The 21,216-nt window shown below is 62.2% G+C and carries 22 protein-coding genes and 1 rRNA gene; 7 read left to right on the forward strand and 16 right to left on the reverse strand.

Features of this window, described 5'->3' with window-relative positions; all coding sequences use genetic code 11:
• Position 1: 1 nt before the first annotated feature.
• From yidD to mnmE, 3 genes are all read left to right on the forward strand, one after another.
• Positions 2 to 250: a membrane protein insertion efficiency factor YidD gene (yidD, locus tag GJ700_RS31855; RefSeq protein WP_229507368.1), complete on the forward strand. Its 249-nt coding sequence runs from the start codon at positions 2 to 4 to the stop codon at positions 248 to 250.
• 11 nt (positions 251 to 261) lie between these two features.
• Positions 262 to 1,950, forward strand: a complete 1,689-nt coding sequence (yidC, locus tag GJ700_RS31860; protein WP_154381705.1) for a membrane protein insertase YidC — start codon at positions 262 to 264, stop codon at positions 1,948 to 1,950.
• A gap of 71 nt (positions 1,951 to 2,021) precedes the next feature.
• Positions 2,022 to 3,401: a tRNA uridine-5-carboxymethylaminomethyl(34) synthesis GTPase MnmE gene (mnmE, locus tag GJ700_RS31865; protein ID WP_154381707.1), complete on the forward strand. Its 1,380-nt coding sequence runs from the start codon at positions 2,022 to 2,024 to the stop codon at positions 3,399 to 3,401.
• A gap of 64 nt (positions 3,402 to 3,465) precedes the next feature.
• Here the strand turns inward: mnmE and GJ700_RS31870 are convergent, their stop codons facing one another.
• Positions 3,466 to 4,362 (reverse strand): LysR family transcriptional regulator, encoded by an 897-nt coding sequence (locus tag GJ700_RS31870; protein ID WP_154381709.1) that lies wholly within the window; start codon positions 4,360 to 4,362, stop codon positions 3,466 to 3,468.
• Positions 4,363 to 4,457: 95 nt separating this feature from the next.
• Between GJ700_RS31870 and GJ700_RS31875 the strand changes: the two genes are divergently transcribed.
• Positions 4,458 to 5,462, forward strand: coding sequence for an NAD-dependent epimerase/dehydratase family protein (locus tag GJ700_RS31875; protein ID WP_154381711.1), 1,005 nt, complete (start codon positions 4,458 to 4,460; stop codon positions 5,460 to 5,462).
• Positions 5,463 to 5,529: 67 nt separating this feature from the next.
• On the opposite strand, the gene GJ700_RS31880 is transcribed toward GJ700_RS31875, so the two are convergent.
• From GJ700_RS31880 to GJ700_RS31890, 3 genes are read right to left on the reverse strand one after another with little or no spacing between them, the layout of a single operon-like run.
• Entirely contained in the window at positions 5,530 to 5,655 is a 126-nt protein-coding gene (locus GJ700_RS31880; protein WP_154381713.1) for a DUF2474 domain-containing protein, read from the reverse strand.
• Positions 5,655 to 6,662 (reverse strand): cytochrome d ubiquinol oxidase subunit II, encoded by a 1,008-nt coding sequence (gene cydB, locus GJ700_RS31885; protein ID WP_154381715.1) that lies wholly within the window; start codon positions 6,660 to 6,662, stop codon positions 5,655 to 5,657. The genes GJ700_RS31880 and cydB overlap by 1 nt, the downstream gene beginning before the upstream one ends.
• Position 6,663: 1 nt before the next feature.
• Positions 6,664 to 8,115 (reverse strand): cytochrome ubiquinol oxidase subunit I, encoded by a 1,452-nt coding sequence (locus tag GJ700_RS31890; protein ID WP_154381717.1) that lies wholly within the window; start codon positions 8,113 to 8,115, stop codon positions 6,664 to 6,666.
• A gap of 323 nt (positions 8,116 to 8,438) precedes the next feature.
• On the opposite strand from GJ700_RS31890, the gene GJ700_RS31895 reads away from it, so the two are divergent.
• Positions 8,439 to 8,636, forward strand: a complete 198-nt coding sequence (locus tag GJ700_RS31895; protein WP_154381719.1) for a hypothetical protein — start codon at positions 8,439 to 8,441, stop codon at positions 8,634 to 8,636.
• A 20-nt stretch (positions 8,637 to 8,656) separates the two neighbouring features.
• On the opposite strand, the gene GJ700_RS31900 is transcribed toward GJ700_RS31895, so the two are convergent.
• Positions 8,657 to 9,277, reverse strand: a complete 621-nt coding sequence (locus GJ700_RS31900) for an Hpt domain-containing protein (RefSeq protein WP_154381741.1) — start codon at positions 9,275 to 9,277, stop codon at positions 8,657 to 8,659.
• A 47-nt stretch (positions 9,278 to 9,324) separates the two neighbouring features.
• Entirely contained in the window at positions 9,325 to 10,275 is a 951-nt protein-coding gene (locus GJ700_RS31905; RefSeq protein ID WP_154381721.1) for a CAP domain-containing protein, read from the reverse strand.
• Between the two features lie 149 nt (positions 10,276 to 10,424).
• On the opposite strand from GJ700_RS31905, the gene pssA reads away from it, so the two are divergent.
• Positions 10,425 to 11,210 carry a CDP-diacylglycerol--serine O-phosphatidyltransferase gene (gene pssA, locus GJ700_RS31910; RefSeq protein WP_154381723.1) on the forward strand — a complete coding sequence of 262 codons (786 nt, stop codon included), beginning with the start codon at positions 10,425 to 10,427 and terminating at the stop codon, positions 11,208 to 11,210.
• 12 nt (positions 11,211 to 11,222) lie between these two features.
• Here pssA and GJ700_RS31915 read toward each other — a convergent pair whose 3' ends face one another.
• The 10 genes from GJ700_RS31915 to GJ700_RS31960 form a co-directional block, all read right to left on the reverse strand.
• Positions 11,223 to 12,128 carry an aldo/keto reductase gene (locus GJ700_RS31915; RefSeq protein ID WP_229507365.1) on the reverse strand — a complete coding sequence of 302 codons (906 nt, stop codon included), beginning with the start codon at positions 12,126 to 12,128 and terminating at the stop codon, positions 11,223 to 11,225.
• Positions 12,128 to 13,276, reverse strand: coding sequence for a D-alanyl-D-alanine carboxypeptidase family protein (locus tag GJ700_RS31920; RefSeq protein ID WP_154381725.1), 1,149 nt, complete (start codon positions 13,274 to 13,276; stop codon positions 12,128 to 12,130). Before GJ700_RS31920 ends, GJ700_RS31915 begins: the two co-directional genes overlap by 1 nt.
• A gap of 48 nt (positions 13,277 to 13,324) precedes the next feature.
• Positions 13,325 to 13,993: an alpha/beta hydrolase gene (locus GJ700_RS31925; protein WP_154381745.1), complete on the reverse strand. Its 669-nt coding sequence runs from the start codon at positions 13,991 to 13,993 to the stop codon at positions 13,325 to 13,327.
• Positions 13,994 to 14,001: 8 nt separating this feature from the next.
• Positions 14,002 to 14,328: a (2Fe-2S) ferredoxin domain-containing protein gene (locus GJ700_RS31930; protein WP_154381727.1), complete on the reverse strand. Its 327-nt coding sequence runs from the start codon at positions 14,326 to 14,328 to the stop codon at positions 14,002 to 14,004.
• 55 nt (positions 14,329 to 14,383) lie between these two features.
• Positions 14,384 to 15,526, reverse strand: a complete 1,143-nt coding sequence (locus GJ700_RS31935) for a VanZ family protein (protein WP_154381747.1) — start codon at positions 15,524 to 15,526, stop codon at positions 14,384 to 14,386.
• Between the two features lie 15 nt (positions 15,527 to 15,541).
• Positions 15,542 to 16,153 carry an ABC-type transport auxiliary lipoprotein family protein gene (locus GJ700_RS31940; protein WP_154381728.1) on the reverse strand — a complete coding sequence of 204 codons (612 nt, stop codon included), beginning with the start codon at positions 16,151 to 16,153 and terminating at the stop codon, positions 15,542 to 15,544.
• Between the two features lie 88 nt (positions 16,154 to 16,241).
• Complete coding sequence (locus tag GJ700_RS31945) at positions 16,242 to 17,186, reverse strand: MlaD family protein (RefSeq protein WP_154381730.1); 945 nt, start codon at positions 17,184 to 17,186, stop codon at positions 16,242 to 16,244.
• A gap of 2 nt (positions 17,187 to 17,188) precedes the next feature.
• The gene (locus GJ700_RS31950) at positions 17,189 to 18,028 is read right to left on the reverse strand and encodes an ABC transporter ATP-binding protein (RefSeq protein ID WP_154381749.1); all 840 of its coding nucleotides are present in this window, start codon (positions 18,026 to 18,028) and stop codon (positions 17,189 to 17,191) included.
• 26 nt (positions 18,029 to 18,054) lie between these two features.
• A complete protein-coding gene (locus tag GJ700_RS31955) occupies positions 18,055 to 19,167 on the reverse strand; it encodes an MlaE family ABC transporter permease (protein ID WP_154381731.1) in 1,113 nt (370 codons plus the stop codon).
• A 108-nt stretch (positions 19,168 to 19,275) separates the two neighbouring features.
• Positions 19,276 to 20,757: a B12-binding domain-containing radical SAM protein gene (locus GJ700_RS31960; protein WP_154381733.1), complete on the reverse strand. Its 1,482-nt coding sequence runs from the start codon at positions 20,755 to 20,757 to the stop codon at positions 19,276 to 19,278.
• Positions 20,758 to 21,147: 390 nt separating this feature from the next.
• Between GJ700_RS31960 and GJ700_RS31965 the strand changes: the two genes are divergently transcribed.
• Positions 21,148 to 21,216: ribosomal RNA gene (locus GJ700_RS31965) — 16S ribosomal RNA — on the forward strand; the annotation flags it as partial.

The raw sequence follows: 21,216 nt of genomic DNA on the forward strand, positions 1-21,216 counted from the left end.
CATGAGCAAGCTGCTGACTTTGCTGCTGCGCTTTTACCAGGTAGCCATCAGCCCCATGCTGGGGCCGCGCTGCCGTTTCTATCCCAGCTGTTCCAACTACGCGCTGGAAGCGCTCCGTGTCCACGGCGCCGCGCGTGGCAGCTGGCTGACAGTGTGCCGCGTGTGCCGCTGCCACCCCTGGAACGCGGGCGGAGTTGATCCCGTCCCGGCCAAGCATTCTTCGACCGCTTGCGGTTGCAACCACTCCTGATAAGTGTCGTAATGGAACTCAATAAACGTACCATACTGTGGATCGTGTTCGGCGCATCGCTGTTCCTGCTCTGGAACAACTGGATGATCTCCACCGGCCGTCCTTCCATGTTCGCGCCGCCTGCTCCGGCGTCAAGCACGGCAGCCGCCAAGAAATCGGACCTGCCTGCGTCCACCTCCGCGATTGCCGCAAGTGCGGCCGCGGTGGCCGCCGCATCGGGCGCGACCGACGCTGCGCCATTCAAGCGCGAAACCGTCACCATCACCACCGACGTGGTGAAGGCCGACATCGACACCCTGGGCGGCGTGATCACGCGCCTGGAGCTGTTGAAGCACCACGACAAGCTCGATACCAAGAAAAACCAGGTGCTGTTCCAGCAGGAAGGCAACCGCAAATTCCTGGCGCAAACCGGCCTGGTTGGCGCGCCTGGCCTGCCTAACCACACCAGCGGCTTCACCGCGAAACCGGGCGCCCGCGTGCTGGGCGACGGCAACCAGGTGCAACTGGTGCTGGAGTCGGAGCAGGGCGGCGTGAAACTGGTGAAAACCTTCACCTTCAAGCGCGGCGACTACACCATCGACGTGCGCCACGACGTGACCAACCTGTCCACCGCGCCGCTGGCGCCGCAGCTGTACATGCAGCTGGTCCACGACGGCAACAAGCCGGAAGGCGACACCTGGTTCAATTCCAGCTACACGGGCCCGACCCTGTACACGGCAGACAAGCACTATGAAAAACTGACCTTCGATAAGGTCGAGAAAAACGACGAATCGCTGAAGAAAAATCCAGGCACCAAGCTCGATCCAGGCCATGCCGAGAAAGCCGACAACGGCTGGATCGCGATTTCGCAGCACTTCTTCGTGTCGGCATTCGTGCCGCAGGATAAGCAGCAGCGCGAGATCTTCACCAAGAAGGTCGACACCAACCTGTACGCGATCGGCGTGCTGGAACCACTGGGCACCGTGGCGCCAGGCGCGACACTGTCGAACACGGCCAAGCTGTATTCCGGCCCGCAGGACGACAAGGCGCTGGAAAAAGTCGCCACCGGCCTGGAGCTGGTGAAGGATTACGGCAAATTGACCGTGGTGGCCAAGCCGCTGCAATGGCTGCTGGACCAGATCCACGTGGTGCTGGGTAACTGGGGCTGGACCATCATTGCGTTCACCATCCTGATCAAACTGGCGCTGTTCCCGCTGTCCGCAGCCGGCTACCGCAGCATGGCGCGCATGAAAGTCGTGACGCCGAAAATGACGGCGCTGCGCGAGCGTTTCAAGAACGATCCGCAAAAGCTGAACCAGGCCATGATGGAACTGTACAAGACGGAGAAAATCAATCCGTTCGGCGGCTGCCTGCCGATCCTGATCCAGATGCCTATCTTCCTGGCGCTGTACTGGGTGCTGAACGCGTCGGTCGAAATGCGCGGCGCGCCATGGGTGGGCTGGATTACCGACCTGACCCAGCCTGACCCGTTCTTCGTGCTGCCGGTGCTGTACGCGATCTCGATGTACGTGACCTTCAAGCTGAACCCGCAGCCGGCCGATCCGGTGCAGGCGAAGATGATGCTGTTCATGCCGCTGGCATTCTCCGTGATGTTCTTCTTCTTCCCGTCCGGCCTGGTGCTGTACTGGGTGGTGAACAACGTGCTGTCCATCGGCCAGCAATACGTGATCACCAAGAAGTTTGCGCCTGACGCGAAGTAACGCAGCGTCAACACCACAAGCTGTACCAAAGGCCCGTGTCCCCCACGGGCTTTTTCTTTAGAATCGACGACATGAAACTCGACACCTCCCCCATCGCCGCCATCGCCACCGCCCCCGGCCGCGGCGGCATCGGCGTGGTCCGCGCCTCGGGCAAGAACTTGCAGCCGCTGGCGCAGGCGCTGTTCGGCGACACCAGCCTGAAAGCGCGCCACGCCACCTACATTCCGTTCAAGCAGGCGGATGGCACGGTCATCGACCAGGGCATCGCGATCTATTTCAAGGCGCCCCATTCGTACACCGGCGAAGACGTGCTGGAACTGCAAGGCCACGGCGGCCCCATCGTGCTGCAAATGCTGTTGCAGCGCGTGCTGGAAGCGGGCCACGAATCCGGCCTGCGTTTGGCGGAACCGGGCGAATTCACGCGCCGCGCCTACCTGAACGACAAGCTGGACCTGGCGCAGGCCGAAGCGGTGGCGGACTTGATCGATGCGTCGACGGAAGCTGCCGCGAAATCCGCGTCGCAATCGCTGTCGGGCGCTTTCTCGAAAACCATCCACGCGCTGGTGGACCGCGTGACGAACTTGCGCATGCTGGTGGAAGCGACCCTGGACTTCCCGGAAGAGGAAATCGACTTCCTGGAAAAATCCAATGCGCGTGGCCAACTGACCGGCATCGTGGAAGCGCTGGACACCGTGTTCCGCCAGGCGGCGCAGGGCGCGCTGCTGCGCGAAGGATTGAACGTGGTGCTGGTGGGCCAGCCGAACGTGGGCAAATCGTCGCTGCTCAACGCGCTGGCCGGCGCCGACGTCGCCATCGTCACGCCGATCGCCGGCACCACGCGCGACAAGGTCAGTGAGACCATCCAGATCGAAGGCATCCCGCTCAACATCATCGACACGGCTGGCATCCGCCACCATGACGAAGCCACCGACCTGGTGGAGCGCATCGGCATCGAGCGCACGTGGGGCGAAGTGGAAAAGGCGGACGTGATCCTGCACTTGCTGGACGCCGACCAGGGCCCGACGCGGCAGGACGAAGCCATCGTCGCCAATTTCCCCGAGGGCGTGCCGGTGGTGCGCGTGTGGAACAAGATCGACTTGTCCGGCCACAAGCCGGGTGTCGACGCGGCGGAAGACGCCACGCACATTTACCTGTCCGCGCACGAGCACGAGGGCATCGACCTGCTGCGCGCGGAACTGCTGCGCATCGCGGGCTGGCAGCAGACGGGCGAATCGCTGTACCTGGCGCGCGAGCGGCACCTGATCGCACTGAAGTCGGCCGCCAAACACCTGGCGCTGGCGGGCGAGCATGCAGCCGTGTCGGACCAGTCGCTGGACTTGTTCGCGGAAGAGTTACGGCTGGCGCAGAACCAGTTGTCCAGCATTACCGGGGAGTTTACGCCGGATGATTTGCTGGGGGTGATCTTTAGCCGGTTCTGTATTGGCAAGTAAGTCAGCATCAGTGAAATACGCCTCATGTTGTGAGGCGCATTTCAGCCAATGCGGCTCAACATCGTCAAATCTCAGTATCCAGGTAAGCCCGCAATCCCCCCGCCAGCGCATCAAACACAGCCCTGCAGCGCGGGCTGTTGCGCAAATCTTCATGCATGGCGATCCACGTGCCCAATTGCAGCGCAAATGCCTGCGGCAGTACGCGCACCAGGGCCGGATCGCGCCGGGCCAGTGGCGCCTGGCAAAAACCGATGCCGACGCCGGTGCGGATCATCGCCAGTTGCGCCAGGTCGCTGTCGGTGCGCACGGAAAACACGTCTTGGCTGAAGGCGGGCATGCTGCTTAACGCCTTGCGGATAAAGGGCGTGACCTGGTCAAAACCAATCACCGTGTGGGAGGACAAGTCTTCGATCGTGGCAGGTGTGCCATGGCGGGCCAGGTAATCCGCGCGGGCATGCAAGCCCAGTTCGATATTGCCGACGTGGCGCGCGATTAACTGCGTCTGCTTCGGCGGCGTCATGCGCACGGCGATGTCCGCTTCCCGGTGCAGCAAATCCTGCACGCGGTTCGACAGCACCAGTTCGATTTTCAGCGCCGGATGCTGTTCGCGCAGCGCCGCCACAACGGGCGGCAACACTTCCACGCCGATCACTTCACTGGCCGTGACCCGCACCACGCCATGAATACCTTGCCCTTCGCCCGTGGCGGCCCGCTCCAGCGCTGCCGCCGTGCTGGCCATGGCTTGCGCATGGGGTTGCAGGGTGCGCGCCGCGTCGGTCGGCAGCAATCCCGCCTGCGAGCGCGTAAACAGCACTAGGTTCAGCGCTTGCTCCAGCGCCGCGATATGGCGGCCCACCGTCGGCTGCGTAATGCCCAGCGCGCGGGCGGCGCCGGACAGAGACCCTTCCGTCAAGACGCTGAGGAAGGCGCGGTACCACTCCCATTCAATTGGTTGAGTCATACAATTTTGTATAGTGGCTAGATGATGTTCACTAATTTTAATTGAACTGCCGCCAAGGTACGCTGTCATCCATCAACTCAATCACGGAGGCGGTAATGACGGCAGAAAAAACGGTACTGGTTTTGGGTGCGAGCGGTGGTATCGGCGGCGAAGTGGCGCGCCAGATGCGCGACGCGGGATGGACGGTCAAGGCGCTGAAGCGCGGCATGGCGCAGCCGTCGGAACGGCGCGACGGTATGCTGTGGCTGAGTGGCGATGCATTGAACGCCGCCGACGTGGCGCAGGCGGCCGAGGGTTGCAGCGTCATCGTCCACGCAGTCAATCCGCCCGGTTACCGCAACTGGTCGAAGCTGGTGCTGCCGATGATCGACCACACCATTGCGGCGGCCCGCCGCAGCGGCGCGCTGGTGGTGTTGCCCGGCACGGTCTACAACTATGGCCCGGATGCGTTTCCGCACGTGACGGAAGAGTCGCCGCAAAATCCCGTCACCGGCAAGGGCCGGATCCGCGTGGAAATGGAACAGCGCCTGCGCGATTACGCGGGGCAGGGCGGCCGCGTGCTGGTGGTGCGGGCCGGAGATTTCTTTGGGCCGCAGGTGGGCAACAGCTGGTTTTCGCAGGGTTTGCTGAAACCGGGGCGACCGGTGACGAGCATCAGCAATCCATCCGATGCGGGTGTCGGCCACCAGTGGGCTTATTTGCCGGACGTGGCGCGCACCATGCTGGCGCTGATCGCCCGGCGCGATACGCTGCCACCGTTTGCCACGTTCCACATGGGCGGCCACTGGGATGCCGATGGCACGGCCATGGTGCAGGCGATCCGCCGCGTGGTGGCGCGCCACGGCGGCAAGGCGCCCGCGATCCGTGCTGTGCCATGGTGGCTGTTGAAACTCGCGTCGCCATTCGTGGAAACCTTGCGCGAATTGCTGGAAATGCGCTACCTGTGGCGCCAGCCGGTGCGCATGGATAACGCGAAGCTGGTCGCCACCCTGGGCCACGAGCCGCATACGGCGCTCGATGACGCGGTGGAAGCGACATTGCGCGGACTGGGCTGCCTGGCAACCACAGCGCCCGCTATGCCGGTTCACGTGTCACCGTAGGGCGGTAATCCGCAGGATTGTCGCCGTGCGTGCACCCCGATATCGCATGTGTCGGCCACAACGCATATCAGCGGTTCAATCCTGCAGCATTCATCAGCCAGCGCATCAATAACGCCGCCAGTCCAAGCGCTCCCACGCTGGCACACCAGATCAACACCAGCCACCCCAGCCGTTTCAGCCACAGTGCGCGCATCAGTGATACCCCTCCCCGACGCGCACCTTGCCCCGGAAGACGTAATACGACCACACCGTGTACGCGAGGATGACAGGAATGATCAGCACCGCCCCCACCAGCGCGAAGCCCTGGCTTTGCGCCGGCGCGGCGGCCTGCCAGATTGAAATCCCCGGCGGCACGATGTGCGGCCACACGCTGATGCCCAGCCCCGTGTAGCCGAGGAAAATCAGCGCCAGCGTGTAGAGGAACGGTTGCCGGTTCTTGCGGCCGGCCAGCGCGCGTAGCAGCCGCCATGCGCACGCCGCCACCAGCAGTGGCACGGGGGCAAACCACAGCAGGTTGGGGAAGGTGAACCAGCGCGCCGCGATGCGGGCATCGATCAGCGGCGTCCACAGGCTGATGATGGCGATCGCGGCCAGCAGCGCCCACACCAGCACCCGCGTGATGCGGTACGCATGATCCTGCAACGGGCCTTCCGTTTTCATGATCAGCCACGTGCTGCCCAGCAGCGCATAGGCGGCCAGCAAGCCCAGTCCGCAGAACAGGGCGAACGGCGTCACCCAGTCCAGCGGGCCGCCGGCAAAGGCGCGGCCCTCGACGGGAAAGCCCTGGATGTACGCGCCCAGCGCGACGCCCTGGAAAAACGTGGCGGTGATGGAACCGCCGATAAAGGCCTTGTCCCAGAAATGGCGCTCATGGTCCAGCGCCTTGAAGCGGAATTCAAAGGCGACGCCGCGGAACACCAGCCCCACCAGCATGAACATCAGCGGCAGGTACAGCGCGCTGAGGATGACGGAATACGCGAGGGGGAACGCGGCCAGCAGGCCCGCGCCACCCAGCACCAGCCACGTTTCGTTGCCGTCCCAGACCGGCGCCACCGTGTTCATGATGACGTCCCGTTCATGCCGGTCAGGGAAGCACGGATACAGGATGCCGATGCCCAGGTCGAAGCCATCCATGACGATATACATCATGATGCCGAACAGGATGATGACGGCCCAGATGATGGAAAGATCGATCCCCATGTCAGTTCTCCTCCGCAGATGTCGGCGTGGACGCGGCCGCGTCGTCGCGGTCGGATTTGCGCGCGGCGGACATGGGCCGCGCCGGCGTGCGCGGCAGCCCCGGGCCGCCGGTTTCCGGATGGGCGCCTTCATCGATGACGGGGCCCTTGCGGATCAGCCGCAGCAGGTAAGCGATGCCGGTACCGAAGACTGCGATGTACACGACAATGAAGATCGCCAGGGTGGTGCCCAGCGCCGCCACGCCGTGGCGCGACACGGCGTCGGCCGTGCGCATGACGCCGTACACGACCCACGGCTGGCGCCCCACTTCCGTCGTGAACCAGCCGGCCAGGATGGCGACGATGCCGGCCGGTCCCATGCAGATGGCAAAGCGCAGGAACGCCTTGTTGTGCCAGACCGTGCCGCGCCAGCGCAGCAGCAGGCCGGACACGCCCAGCAGGATCATCAGCATGCCGAGACCCACCATGGTGCGGAACGACCAGAACACGATGGTGGCGTTGGGCCGGTCGCGCGGCGCGAAGTCCGTCAGGGCGGGAACCTGGCCGTCCAGGCTGTGCGTGAGGATGATGCTGCCGAGTCGGGGAATTTCGACTTTGAAGCGGGTTTGTTCCCGCTCCATGTCCGGCCAGCCGAACACGATCAGCGGCACGCCTTCGCCGGGCGCGCCGTGGCGCCAGTGCCCCTCCATGGCGGCGATCTTGGCCGGCTGGTGCTTCAGTGTGTTCAAACCGTGGGCATCGCCGATCATGGCCTGGATCGGCGCGACGATGGCCACCATCCACAGCGCCATCATGAACATCTTGCGGATCGCCGCGTTATCCGTGCCCCGCAGCAGATGCCAGGCGGCCGACGCGCCCACCAGCAGCGCCGTGGCAAGGAAGGCGGCGACGCTCATGTGCACCAGCCGGTACGGGAACGACGGGTTGAAGATGATGGCCAGCCAGTCGGTCGGCACCACGCGGCCGTCGACGATTTCATAGCCCTGCGGCGTTTGCATCCAGCTGTTGGACGCCAGGATCCACGTGGCCGAAACCAGCGTACCCAGCGCCACCATGGCGGTCGCCATGAAGTGCAGTGCCGGCCCCACGCGCTGCCAGCCGAACAGCATGACGCCGAGGAAGCCCGCTTCCAGGAAGAACGCGGTCAGTACTTCATAGGCCAGCAATGGCCCCGTCACGGAGCCGGCGAAATCGGAAAAGAAACTCCAGTTGGTGCCGAACTGGTAAGCCATGACGAGGCCGGACACCACGCCCATGCCGAAGTTGACGGCAAAGATTTTCGACCAGAAGTGGTACAGGTCGCGGTACAGCGTGCGGCCCGTGCGCAGCCAGCATGCTTCCAGCACCACGAGGTAGCTGGCCAGGCCGATCGTGATGGCGGGGAAGATGATGTGAAAGGAAATCGTGAAGCCGAACTGTATGCGCGCCAGTTCCAGCGCGGTGAAACCTAACATATGCTCTCCCTTGTCTGTACAACCGATTCTCATGGAATGGCTGCGGGGTGAACAGGCACAGTTGGGGATTATGCGGCCATATCAGACAGGGTGCGGGACGTTACGAGAGATGGGTTTTAGGGATGTAATTTCGCTATCGCTACTATCATTTTTTTCATTTCAATTTAAAGATTTTTTCTCCCTCTGGTGGACCCAAAAATTTGTGTGCTAGTGTGAGCCAACACACACAAGAGAGCCTGTAGCCACGCGGCAATCCTGCTATTATGGGTTCAGGCAATGTGAGCTTTTGCCACGCAGAATCTGTGTCTGAAAAGGGGAAATCCGTGGAGCCGCTACAGAATAATCCGCCCGACGATGCAAGCACGATGCCGCCGCCCATGGCGCGCCGAGTGGACACCCGGCAATCGTTGCCGGCGAAAGGTTTTTGCTGGTACTGCGACAAGCCGCTCGACAGCGTGAAACGCTTTTGCGGCAAGGAGTGCCACGACGCTTTCGACGAAGAAGACGAATTTACAAAGTAAGTGAAGTCAACGAACGCGCTTCAGCCGGCCAGCGCCGGTTGCAGCGCGGCCAGCGCGCCTTCGAAATCATACTGGTGCGCGGCGGACGCCACTTCCTGGAATTTCGCCACGCCCAGGCACGATGCCAGCAGCGTGGCTGACTGTTCCAGCACATCGATGGCATCGCCATTTCCCTCATCGAGCAGCATGGCCAGCCGCGCCAGCAGCGCGCGCGTTTCCGGCGTCGCGGGTGCGCGCGCCTGGCTGATGGCGCCGGGGCCGTTCACCGTATCCTGCAGGTAGACGTCCAGCACGCGCAGCAAGCCTGCCAGCGCGGTTTCCACCAGCGCCAGGCTTGCCTGCAATTCCAGCCCAGCCGAATGGAATCCGTGTTCAGCGGCGATCGCCAAATGGTGCAATTCCTGCGCGCCGATCATGCCGGACGCGCCTTTCAGGCTATGGATATGGCGCTGCGCACGCTCCGTGTCGCCCTGCGCCAGCGCTTGCCGCACCAGGCCTGTCACGTGCTGGTAATCCTGGCGGAAGCGGCGCAGCATTTGCACGTACAACTGCTGGTCGCCCATCAGGCGATCCAGCCCCTCTTCGATATCGAGGATGTGCTGTACGGCGGGTGGTTCGCCGGGATCGACGTAAGAAGTCATCACCACAATTTAGCAGACGCGCCGAACGTTGGTGTATCACAACGTTGTTATCTGGTCGTGAAAGACCAATTGAGGCTGACGGCAATGCCATCGACAGTGCCGGCGAAGGTCACGTCATGGACCGTGCCGGATTTCAGGACGGCCAGCGGGACGATGGCGGCGGCGGATTTCGGCGTGTGGCTGTCTGCCGCGTTGGACAGCAGGCGCGCCGGCAAATCCGCGCCGCCCCGCTGGCGCACGGTGAAGCTCTTCACGGTGACGGTGGACGTGACGTCGCCTTGCACGCTGATCGGATAACCGACTTCGTTACGGTCAGGCACCGGGTCCGGCGCTTCGCTGTCGCTGAAGAAATTGGTCGGCACCATGGTCTGGCTGGTGGCCGGGTAGTGCGCCAGGTTACCCCGGCCGACGCCGGGGCCATAGCCGCCGCTGGCGGCGAAATCCGCCGTGAAATACGTGTAATTGCTGCTGGTGGCGGCGCCCGTGCCCATCTCGCGGAATACCGGTTCGAAAATCACGAAGCGGTGGTAGATCGCGCCGATCAATTCTTCCGCGTGATAAAAGCCCGACGTCTGGTTGGCGGCGGAAATCACTTCGCCATAGATATTGGCGCCGGACAGGCGGTAACCGGCGGCGGTCAGCCGCTGCTGCAGGGTAGCGCCCGTATAACCCGGCTTGCCGCTGGTCTGGTCGTGCGTAATGGTGTTGTTGAGCCGCTGGTAATCCGAATGGCCCTGCGCGGCGGCATCGATCAGCGAGCTGCGCGCCAGTACCGACAGCCCCACCTGCTGGCGGCGGTAGTTGAACCAGTTGTAGCCATCGGTGGCGGTATCGCCCGTTTGCGTGGGAGAACCCGGCTGCGCAGGGACGAGCGGTGTGACCGGTGTGGTCGGGATGCTGGCGACGTCGCTGCCGCCCCCGCCGCCTCCGCAGGCAGTGAGGATGGCCGCCAGTGCAGCGGTCAGCAGCAAGGGTTTACACCGCAGTAAGGCGTCCATGAAAATCTCCTTGCTTTGATTTTATGCCAGGGCTCTTCAGGGGCGACGCTGCTTACATTTGTTACACATCAAGACGCGCTTGGGGGGCGGGGTAAAATAGGCGAAATGATTTTCCTAGCAACCTTAGCCATAAGAAACATAAGAAACTGATGACCCTACCCAAGAAGCGCTTGCAGCGCGCCAAGTTCGCTTTACCCAGCTTCGTCACGTTGCTGTCGATTGCCTGCGGCTTCGGCAGCATTGTCATTTCCGTCGACAATGCCTACCTCGGCGATGCGCACGATTACCAGATGGCGGCCGCGCTGCTGGTGCTGGCCGGCGTATTCGATGCGCTGGACGGCTTTGTTGCCCGCGCCACCGGCACCAGCTCGGAATTCGGCGTGCAGCTCGATTCGATTGCCGACGTGATGAATTTCGGCTGCGCGCCCGCCGTGCTGTTGTACTGCTATGGATTCGTGCTGCTGGGGCAGGATCACGGGCAGTTGCTGCGCATCGGCGGCATCGCCAGCTTTATTTTTGTCGCGTGCGGCGCGTTACGGCTGGCCCGCTTCAATGTGATGGTGGGACGCACGGACCCGAAATACTTTGTCGGCATGCCGATTACCGCGGGCGCCGCCTGCGTGGCGTCGGCCGTGGTGGCGTGGCCGGAACCTGCCACCACGGCGCGCCACGCGTACCTGATCGTCGTGCTGTTGCTGCTGGTGGGCTTCCTGATGGTGTCCACCATCCGCTTCCCCAGCTCCAAGCAAAAGAAGAGCAAGGCCGCGCTGGTGTTGCTGGTGGCGTGCCTGGCGCTGTTCGCCTGGCTGACCACGTCGTTCTTCGCGCTGTTCTTCGTTGTGTACGTGGCGGGCACGCTGGCGCTGAACCTGGCGTGGAAATCGGGATGGAAGGGCATTGCGCCCCCCATCGTGTACGGCAACGAAGACCTCTAAGTTACTCGGAAATTACGCGACCTCGTGTCCCCGCGCCGCGCGCAGGATGTCAAACCATTGCGTGCGGCTCAGCGTGAATTCCGTGGCGGCCACGGCTTCCGCAATGGCGGCAATGCGGCCGGAACCCGTCAATGGCACGGGACGGCACGGCAGCTGCATGATCCACGCAAACACCACCGAAGCAAACGGGCGTTGCACGTCGTCGGCGACGCGCTGGATCACGGCGCGCAGGCGCGCATGGGCTTCAGCATCGGATGCGTCGCCCCCCGAGAACAGACGGCCGCCGCCCAATGGCGACCAGATCATCGGCGCCACGCCCACGTCTTGCAACCCATCGAAGGTTTCATCGAACATCGGCGCCAGGTGCAGCGGCGAGAATTCCACCTGGTTGGTGGCCAGCGCGATGCGGCGGTTCAGCGCTTCGAACTGGTGGCGGCTGAAATTGGAGACGCCGAAATGCTTGACCTTGCCCTGCTCGCGCAAGCGCGTAAAGGCGCCTGCGATCTCGTCGAAATCCATCAGCGGGTCGGGGCGGTGAATCAGCAGCAAGTCCAGGTAATCCGTGCGCAGCGCGCGCAGCGACGTCTCGGCCGACGCCGTGATGTGCGCGGCCGTGGTGTCGTAGTGCTGGATCGTGTGGCTCGGGTGTTTGGCGGACAGCAGCTTGATGCCGCATTTGCTGACGATCTGCATGCTGTCGCGCAGCGACGGTTTTAACGCCAGCGCTTCGCCGAACAGCGTTTCCACGCCATAGTCGCCATAAATATCGGCGTGGTCGAAACTGGTCACGCCCAAGTCCATGCATTGCTCGATGAACGCCAGCCGCTGCGCCGGCGCCATGCCCCATTCCGTCATCCGCCACATGCCCGCGACGACGCAGGACAGCTGCAAGCCTCCTGCATAGATGGGGACGTGCATCACTTCATCCAGAGTCGTACGGAGTCGATCGCGCGGCCAAAAATCGATGCCTGGCCGACCGGTTCCAGCGTTACCACCGGCAATTCCAGCAGCGGCTTGCCGTCCACCATCATCTTGACGGAACCCACGCGGGTGTTTTCCGCCAGTGGGGCCACCAGCGGGTCCTTGCGTTCCAGCTGCGGTTTCATCTTTTGCGCGACGCCTTTCGGCACGGTCACCAGCACGTCCTGCGTGAAGCCGACCTTGACCTTGTTCTGCGAACCTTTCCAGATTTCCGGATTGTCGATCACCTGGCCTTTGCTATACAGCTTGACCGTGTCGAAGTTCTGGAAGCCCCAGTTCAGCAGCTTCTGGCTTTCCGCCGTGCGGGCGCCATCCGATGCGGTGCCCAGCACCACGGAAATCAGGCGGCGGTCGCCGTTGCCGCCGTTCGGGCGCTTGGCCGACGCGATCATGCAATAGCCGGCCGCTTCCGTGTGGCCGGTTTTCATGCCGTCGACGGTCGGGTCCAGCCACAGCAGGCGATTGCGGTTCGGTTGCGTGATCTTGTTGTAGGTGAAGCTTTTCACCGAATCGATCTTGTAAAAGTCCGGGAAATCCTTGATCACGTGCTTGGCCAATACGGACAAGTCTTGCGCGGTCGAATAGTTTTCCGGGCTGGGCAAGCCGTGCGGATTGGCGAAACGGGTATTGGTCAGGCCCATGCGCTGCGCTTCGCGGTTCATCAGGGTCACGAACGTGCCTTCGTCACCGGCCACGGCTTCCGCCAGGGCAACAGCCGCATCGTTACCGGATTGCACCATCAAACCGTACAGCAAGTCGTTGATCGACACGGGCGTGGCCGGGTCGATGAACATTTTCGAGCTGCTGGAATCGACTTTCCACGCCTTGACGGAAACGTTGACCTTCTGGTTCAGGTCGAGTTTCTTGTCGCGGATGGCCTGAAAGGTCACGTAGGCCGTCATGATCTTGGTCAGCGACGCGGGTTCGACGCGCGCGTTCGGGTCTTGCGAAGCGATGATCTGGCCGCTCGTCATGTCCAGCAACAGCCACGATTTGGCGGCGATGGTTGGTGCCGGAATGGTTTGAGCGACTGCGGAAGTCATCAACAGCACACTGGTCGCCAGTGCTGCGAGGTATTTTTTCATATTGCTCAATATACGGTTGGTCTAGAGAATGGCCGACATTATAGAGGTTCACTCGTCGTCGGAGTCGCGCACTTGGCCGCTCGCCGGCTCGATTCGCCACAGCGCCTGGACCCACGATTTAATGTGGCCCAGCTTGCGGTGGAAGAAGTGGTCGGCGCCGGGAACCACGATCACGGGTATATCTTGCGGGCGGACCCAGTCCAGCACCGCCTGCAATGGAATGGTGTCGTCGAGCTCGCCGTGGATCAGAATGGTGTCGGCAGGAATATCGGCCATTTGCCATTTGCCGGCGGCGGCGCCGACCAGGACCAGGCGCTGGGCCGGCGTGCCGGCTTCCGCCAGGCGTTTGGCCAGTTGCGACTGCACGTAGGTGCCGAACGAAAAGCCGGACAGCGTCACCGGCAAGCCGGGGAACTTTTGCGTCATGTATTGGTACAGCATGCCCATGTCGTCCGTTTCGCCATGGCCATGGTCATGCACGCCTTCGGACGCGCCCACGCCGCGGAAATTGATGCGGGCCACCACGTAGCCCAGGCCGACAAAGGTGCGCATCAGGGTGACGGCCACTTTGTTGTCCATGGTGCCGCCATACAGCGGGTGCGGGTGCGCGACCAATGCGATACCGCGCGGCGCCGCGCCGTCGGCCGGCAGGTCGATCAAACCTTCCATCTGGCCGGCGCCGCCGGCGATGGTGAAGCGTTCAGAGTTTTTGTTCAGCATGGGGATCAGATTTTCAGTCGTTCCACGGGCTTGCCGCCCACCAGGTGCGAATCGATGATTTCATCGATATCGGTGGTGTCCACGTAGGTGTACCACGTGCCTTCCGGGTATACCACCATGACGGGGCCCTCATCGCAGCGGTCCAGGCAGCCGGCCTGGTTGATGCGGACTTTGCCCTGGCCGTTGATACCCAGTTCCTTGCAGCGCTTTTTCGCGTGTTTTTGCGCGGTTTCCGCGCCATGGTCGCCGCAGCTGTTGCGGCCGTCGTCGCGTTTGTTCATGCAAAAGAACACGTGACGTTCGAAATACGGTTTGTTGTTGTCGTTGCTCATGATGGGCCTCGCTTATCCTCAGGCCGCTATGATACCCGTCCCCCGCGGACAGCGCTTATTGGGGGTTCAGCTTATGGGATGGCAACAGCAGGAACCAAAGCGCGAAAAACGGCCACATGACGGCCAGGAACTGGGCCGCGCCATTGAAATTCAGGAATTTACCCTGTACCCAGCCCTGCAATGTCGACAGGAAATACGGATTCAGTGGCGTGGAATTAACAATTAATAAACTCAGTACGATGGTAATGGCCGCCAGCCGCCGTTGTGCCTGGTGTGGGGCGAAGACCAGGCCGGACAGCATGATGGCGCCGATCAAAAAGCCGCCCTGCGCGCCCGGTGTGACCCAGACGAACGCATTTTCCGGTGAAAACAGCAGCGCCGTGGCCAGCGACTTCATGATGACGGCGGACGTGACCAGCGCCACCAGCAGCCACGCGCGGGGTGATGGCCGGCGCGTCAGGCACAGCAGGGTCAAACCCGCGCCCACCATGCCGCACGCGGTGACGATGGTTTCCGACAGCCAGTACTGCTCCACCGTCAATTCCACCCCCGGCCGCAGCAATTCCACCAGGTCGATGCTCATGTCCAGCCATTCGGACATCCAGTCCGACAGGATGGGCAGGATTTGCCCGTGTCCGAACAAGAAACTTTGCGGATAAATCTGCGCCAGCGGCCACAGCGCCATCAAGACCAGGCCCTGGCTGGTGTGCTGCACGAACCAGCGCTGCCGTATCCGGTACAGCGGGCTGCCATCGAGCAGGCGGGTGACGGTCAGCACGCCCAGCAGCGCGCCAAATGCGGCGCCGCCCGCGTTGGTATAGAAATCCAGGTTCGATGACACGCGGCTGGGCAGGTAAGTCTGCACCGCTTCCATCAGGCCGGAGACAAACGCGCCCAGCAGCGCCGCGACCAGGAATGCCAGCACGCCCCGCACGCGCGGATACAGCGCATACACGATCAATGTGCCCAGCGGGATGTAGCCCACCACGTTGATGATGGCGTCGAACCGCGTCCAGTAGCGGGGCATTTCCGTATGCTGCAGGAAGATGAACGGCGACAGGCCCTGGTTATGCCAGCCGGAGAATGGATACCAGCTGGCATAGATGATCAGCGCCGCATACGCAACCAGGGTGGCGCGCGCCACCGGCGACGGTGCGCGCTGGCGCACTGTCGGTTGCGTGAGGGCCGGCTGTTCCATCATGCTGACGCCGTCTTATTGCTGCGGCAGCGCCGCCAGCCACGCGACGATATCGGCGGCAATCGCGTCGGTCGATGCCGCCAGCGCGCGGGCGCCGCCTGCCGCGTCGGCGCTGGGCGCTTCGGTGCTGCGGGTGAACGTGCGCTGGTCGACCAGCTTGTGGTTGCGGAACAGCGACGCGCGCAGCGAGACCTGGCCTGTGCTGTGGGCGGCATTGTCGAAGTGCTGGCTGAAGTCATCCGCTTCCAGCCGCAGCAACGGCAGGCCGACCGCCGCATCCGTGGTGGCCAGCACCTTGACGCCGGCCTGCGCAATGCGGCCTTTCAGCCGCTGCGACATCAGCTGCAGCGGCGTGACGCTCCAGTTATTGTGTGCGTAAGGGCGCGCCTGCTGCGCATCTGCGTACAGCAGGCGGTAGACCATGCGGTTGCTGTCCAGCGAGGCGGGGCCGCTGACGTCGGCGACCACCAGTGCGGATGGCATGGGGGTGGTTTGTGCCGACGGTTGTATGGCGGACAGCGGGCCGAAGTCATACACGGCGGGAGCGGGCGCTTTCGATGCGCAGGCGCCCAGCAGCAACAGCGGCGTCAGCAAAGTGCTCAGGCGGCGGATGGTTGGGGTGTTCATCGTCAGTCCTTTGGTGTCCAGTGGTGCCCGGTGATGTCGCCGGGTCGCGGCAACCCGCAATGATAACGCTCCCTATTGATTACGGCTATCAGCGCTTGCCGTCCGGCGCGGCAAACCCCGGCTCGCCCGGGCCCGGCGGCGTTTCCACATTGCCGAACAAGATGCTTTGCGGCCGTTCGTTCAGGGTATTCATGGCGCGCCGCACGGAACGCATCGACGAGCGGGTCTCATCGGTCAGCGCATTAATATTGGGCAGCGTTTCCAGTTCGACGCCGCCCGCCACGGTTTCCAGTGACAGGCCGACCCGGTCCACCGTGTTATTCAGCCGTGCAATGGCGCCGTTCGGTCCCTGCAGGCTGGAGGTGATGCCTTTGGCGTCGTCGGCCAGCCGGTTGACGGAAGCCAGCGTGCCGTTGGCTTGCTGTACCAGCGATGGCAGCTTGTCCAGCGCGGGCTGCAGTTTCGTCGGCAGTTCGCGGTAAGCGCGTGCCGTTTCACTGACGTCGGCAAAGGCCTGCACCATGGCTTTGCGGTTCTCGTCATCGAGCAGGTTGTTCATGCGGTCGGCCACCTGTTCCGCTTTCGACAGGATGGATTTGCCGCGCTTTTCCAGCTGGTCGAACAAGCCTGGTTGCAGCGGGATCAGCGACGGGTTTTTCTTGCTGGTGCCCAGCAGCGGCGAGCCGGTTTTTTCATCGTCGAGCTGCACATAGGCGATGCCAGTGACGCCCTGGTAGCCCAGCGTGGCATAGGTGGTTTTGGTGATGGGCGTTTCCGGGTCGATCGACAGGTGAATCAGGATCTGGCCCGCCACCTTCTGGTTGAAATCGATGTCGTCGACCTTGCCCACTTCCAGGCCCCGGTAGCGTACTGCCGCTTGCGGATTCAGGCCGGGGATCGACAGCGTGGTGGCGATCATGTACGGGTCCCGTTCAACGCGGTCGCGGTTGAACCAGATGCCCAGCAGGATGGCCGCCGCCAGCAATGTCAGCGTAAAGAAACCGGTCATCAGGGCGTGCGATCTGTTTTCCATGATTATTCCTTGTTCTTGTCATCCAGCGCTTCCAGCGCGCGTCTGCCGCGGTCGCCGAGGAAGAATTCCTTGATGAAGGGGTGATCCACCTTGATCACGTCGCGCGTGGGGCCCACGGCGATCACGTGCTTTTCCGCCAGCACGGCAATGCGGGTCGACAGCGCAAACAGGGTGTCGAGATCGTGCGTGACCATGACCACCGTGAGGTTCAGTTCGCGGTGCAGCGATTTGATCAGCGCCACGAAGCTTTCCGACAAATCCGGATCGAGTCCGGCGGTCGGTTCGTCGAGGAACAGCAGTTGCGGTTCCAGCGCCAGTGCGCGCGCCAACGCCACGCGCTTGATCATGCCGCCGGACAGGTCGGCCGGCATTTTGGCGGCGTGTTCCGGGCCCAGGCCCACCATGTTCATTTTCAGCAGCACCGCATCATTGACCACGTCGGCCGGCAAGGTCCGCAGTTCGCGCATCGGCTGTGCGATATTGTCGAACACCGTCAGCGCGGAATACAGCGCGCCCTGCTGGAACAACATACCCCAGTGGTTACGCAATTGCTGTAAATGTTCGGCGTTGGCTTCCGTGATGTCTTCGCCAAAGATACGCACGCAGCCCCGGGTGGGACGCTCGAGGCCCAGCATCTGGCGCAGCAGGACGGTCTTGCCGGTGCCGGAGCCGCCCACGATGGACATGATTTCGCCCTGCTCGATATCGAGGTTCACATCCTGGTGGACCACCGTGCGGCCAAAGCGGGTTTGCAGGTTGGTGATCTGCACCACCGGGACGCTGCCATCCAGCGTCAGTTCGCCGCTGCCTTCGGGGCACGCGCACGGGTCTTCGGCAGGCATTGTTGCGGGCTTGGTCTCGTCATTCATCAGTAGCCCACCCCATTGAAGATGATGGCAAACACGGCGTCCGCCAGGATCACGACGGTAATGGCGGTCACCACGGACGTGGTGGTGCCATGGCCCAGGCTTTCCGTGTTCGGCTTGATGCGCAAGCCGAAGTGGCACGATACCAGCGCGATCAGCATGCCGAATACCACGCCCTTACCGAGGCCGATCAGGTAGTTTGCCAGCGGGACCGCATCCGGCAATTTCTGGATGAAATAGCGCGACGACAAGTTCAATTCGATCTTGGCCGATACCATGCCGCCGATCAGCGCCATCGTGTCGGTCCAGATCACCAGCAATGGCAGCGAGACGGCCAGGGCCAGCACTTTCGGCAGGATCAGGCGAAAGCCGTGCGAGATGCCCATCACCAGCAGCGCGTCGAGTTCTTCCGTCACACGCATGACGCCCAGCTGCGCCGTGATGGCGGAGCCGGAGCGGCCCGCCACGAGGATGGCGGCCAGCAGCGGCCCCAGTTCCCGGATGACGCTCATGCCCAGCAGGTTGACGAGGTAAATGTCGCCGCCAAAGGTGCGCAACTGTTGCGCCGACAGGAAGGACAGCACCACGCCGATCAAAAAGCCGACCAGCGCCGTGATGCCCAGCGCTTCAAAGCCGGCGTGATAGATATTGGCGGAGATTTCGCGCCAGGGGCCCCGCATCGGATTGCGGGCAAAGCGGAAGATGTCTTGCGTGACCTGGCCGATCAGCTTCACAAAACCCAGCAAGTGCTCGAAGAAGCCCATCACGGCAAAGCCCAGCTTCATGACGGACGTGAGCCGGTGCTTGCGCTGGCGTGGCAGTTGCAGTTTGCCGGCGTCTTCCAGCCGTTTGAAGAATTCGTCGTGGCCGTCGGCCAGTTTCAGGTCCGCGGGGCGCTTTTTGTCCCACGCATTCCACAGCATTTGCGCGCCGATGTGGTCCAGGGCGTCGATGCCGCTTAAATCCCAGCGGGTTTTCTTTCCCTTCAATTGCTTGAGCGACGCCTGCACGGCTTTCACCGTGTGGCGGTTCGCCAGTGCGTGCACTTGCCATGTCCCGCTGGCAGTAACAACCTCGGGACTGATGGTTAAGGAGGGTGCGGGAGGGCTGGGCATAAGCTCAAGTGTAAGGGAGTTTGTTCCCTGGCGCCACTTTGAGCCAGTTGCGTGCGCTTACGGCTCTGTTATGCCCCGAACAGACCCGTTGCCCCGTGGTTCCGTGTCTCAGGCGGCCAGATGCCGCACCTGGCGTTGTGGCGCCACGGCCTTGGGCGCCTCGTGGGTATGCTTTTTGCCGGTTGCCACGTCGCTGGCCACCAGCGCCGCCGCTTCCTGCGGTTCCATCCCCCGCTGCACCAGCCACTTTTGTACCATGGCTGCCAGCCTGTCCAGAGCAATGCGGTGCGTGGCGTCCGTATTGGCATACAGCCAGTCGGCAAACGCCATGAAGTGTTCAAACGGTGTGGCACCCAGCAGCACGGGCAAGGTATTGGTGAAACGGCCGGAATTGGCCACCAGGTCCCAATAGCGGGCAAAGCGCACCAGGCGCTGCATGGTGGGGAAGTCAATGTGCTTGTTGGCCAGGATGGTGTACGGCGGATGCGGGTCGAACACCATGTTGAACGGTTCCGTATGACGGATGATCGGCGTGCCGCGCAAGCGCTTCAGGATGCCGAACTGGATTTCGTGCGGTCCCAGCGCCCACAGCTTGTTGAAGCCGGCCGCGAAGCTTTCCACGGTTTCGCCGGGCAGGCCCGCGATCAAGTCCACGTGCATGTGGGCCGTGGAGTGGTCGCACAGCCAGCGGATATTGTCGGCAGCCTTCTGGTTGTCCTGCTTACGGCTGACCAGCGTTTGCACTTCCGGGGTGAAGCTCTGGATGCCGATCTCGAATTGCAGCGCGCCGGGCGGGAACTTGCTGATGCCTTCCTTCAGCGCGTCGGGCAGGTGGTCGGGCACCAGTTCGAAGTGCGCATAGACCGGGTCGTCGGGATTCGCCGCCAGCTTGTCGAGGAAGAATTGCATGATCTTCAGGCTGGTCTTGATATTCAGGTTGAACGTGCGGTCGACGAACTTGAACAGGCGGGCGCCCCGCTGGTACAGGGATTCCATCTCCGCCAGGAAAGCGTCGATATTGAATGGCCACGCGGTCTTGTCCAGGGCGGACAGACAGAATTCGCATTTGAACGGGCAACCGCGCGATGCTTCCACGTAGAGGGTGCGGTTCTTGATGTCGTCGTCCGAGTAGAGGGAGTAGGGCAGCTGGATGTCGGCCAGTGGTGGCTGGTGGCCAGCGTGGACCTTCATGATCGGTTTGGGACCGTTGAGGATTTCGCCGCACAGCTTGGGGAAGGTGACGTCGCCCCAGCCCGTGATCACATAATCGGCCTGCTTGACGATCTCCTGCTCGCCCGTCTCGTACGACACTTCCGGTCCGCCCAGCACCACGGTGACGTGCGGCGCCACGCGTTTCAGCATGCCGACCACCTTATTGGTTTCCTCGACATTCCATATATAAATGCCGAATCCGACGATCTTCGGGTTGTGCTGCAGGATGCGCTCGACGATTTCCGTGGTCTTGGCGCCGATGACGAATTCCTGGATTTTCGTCTGTTCCTGCCACTCCCCCATGTTGGCCAGCAGGTAGCGCAATCCCAGCGAAGCGTGGGTATAGCGGGCGTTGAGGGTGGTGAGCAGGATGGTCATGATAGGCATTCAGAAGTAACGGCCGTTATTTTACCCTTGCCAGAGGTGCTTGGCTTCGGCTATAGTTCTGTCCCCGCGCTGCTGAGCAATGCTCGCAGCAAAGGAAGGGAAAAAAGAGGGTGTTGACGATTCAAACGAAACACTGCATAATCTCGCTTCTCTGCTGCTGACGAACAAAACGCTTCGTCGAATACGAAAGTAAGCAGCCTTCTTTAAAAATAAACAGTCGATAAGTGTGGGTGTTAGATGAGATCAGCCCGGTATCTTTTGGATACTGATGCTCAAATTATTATTTAACACTCGCACAAAATTAAACGTAAATCTCTTCGGAAATTTCGTCAGTATTTTGAGTGAGTGACCTCCAGCAGCAATGCTGGAAAAACAGAGATTGAACTGAAGAGTTTGATCCTGGCTCAGATTGAACGCTGGCGGCATGCTTTACACATGCAAGTCGAACGG

It is taken from the genome of Pseudoduganella rivuli, assembly GCF_009674485.1.
Classification (GTDB): domain Bacteria; phylum Pseudomonadota; class Gammaproteobacteria; order Burkholderiales; family Burkholderiaceae_D; genus Rugamonas; species Rugamonas rivuli_B.

Coding starts and splice junctions, on each gene's coding strand:
- yidD (WP_229507368.1), top strand. CDS start 2: ATGAGCAAGCTGCTGACTTTGCTGCTGCGCTTTTACCAGGTAGCCATC.
- yidC (WP_154381705.1), top strand. CDS start 262: ATGGAACTCAATAAACGTACCATACTGTGGATCGTGTTCGGCGCATCG.
- mnmE (WP_154381707.1), top strand. CDS start 2,022: ATGAAACTCGACACCTCCCCCATCGCCGCCATCGCCACCGCCCCCGGC.
- GJ700_RS31870 (WP_154381709.1), bottom strand. CDS start 4,362: ATGACTCAACCAATTGAATGGGAGTGGTACCGCGCCTTCCTCAGCGTC.
- GJ700_RS31875 (WP_154381711.1), top strand. CDS start 4,458: ATGACGGCAGAAAAAACGGTACTGGTTTTGGGTGCGAGCGGTGGTATC.
- GJ700_RS31880 (WP_154381713.1), bottom strand. CDS start 5,655: ATGCGCGCACTGTGGCTGAAACGGCTGGGGTGGCTGGTGTTGATCTGG.
- cydB (WP_154381715.1), bottom strand. CDS start 6,662: ATGGGGATCGATCTTTCCATCATCTGGGCCGTCATCATCCTGTTCGGC.
- GJ700_RS31890 (WP_154381717.1), bottom strand. CDS start 8,115: ATGTTAGGTTTCACCGCGCTGGAACTGGCGCGCATACAGTTCGGCTTC.
- GJ700_RS31900 (WP_154381741.1), bottom strand. CDS start 9,277: ATGACTTCTTACGTCGATCCCGGCGAACCACCCGCCGTACAGCACATC.
- GJ700_RS31905 (WP_154381721.1), bottom strand. CDS start 10,275: ATGGACGCCTTACTGCGGTGTAAACCCTTGCTGCTGACCGCTGCACTG.
- pssA (WP_154381723.1), top strand. CDS start 10,425: ATGACCCTACCCAAGAAGCGCTTGCAGCGCGCCAAGTTCGCTTTACCC.
- GJ700_RS31915 (WP_229507365.1), bottom strand. CDS start 12,128: ATGCACGTCCCCATCTATGCAGGAGGCTTGCAGCTGTCCTGCGTCGTC.
- GJ700_RS31920 (WP_154381725.1), bottom strand. CDS start 13,276: ATGAAAAAATACCTCGCAGCACTGGCGACCAGTGTGCTGTTGATGACT.
- GJ700_RS31930 (WP_154381727.1), bottom strand. CDS start 14,328: ATGAGCAACGACAACAACAAACCGTATTTCGAACGTCACGTGTTCTTT.
- GJ700_RS31935 (WP_154381747.1), bottom strand. CDS start 15,526: ATGGAACAGCCGGCCCTCACGCAACCGACAGTGCGCCAGCGCGCACCG.
- GJ700_RS31940 (WP_154381728.1), bottom strand. CDS start 16,153: ATGAACACCCCAACCATCCGCCGCCTGAGCACTTTGCTGACGCCGCTG.
- GJ700_RS31945 (WP_154381730.1), bottom strand. CDS start 17,186: ATGGAAAACAGATCGCACGCCCTGATGACCGGTTTCTTTACGCTGACA.
- GJ700_RS31950 (WP_154381749.1), bottom strand. CDS start 18,028: ATGCCTGCCGAAGACCCGTGCGCGTGCCCCGAAGGCAGCGGCGAACTG.
- GJ700_RS31955 (WP_154381731.1), bottom strand. CDS start 19,167: ATGCCCAGCCCTCCCGCACCCTCCTTAACCATCAGTCCCGAGGTTGTT.
- GJ700_RS31960 (WP_154381733.1), bottom strand. CDS start 20,757: ATGACCATCCTGCTCACCACCCTCAACGCCCGCTATACCCACGCTTCG.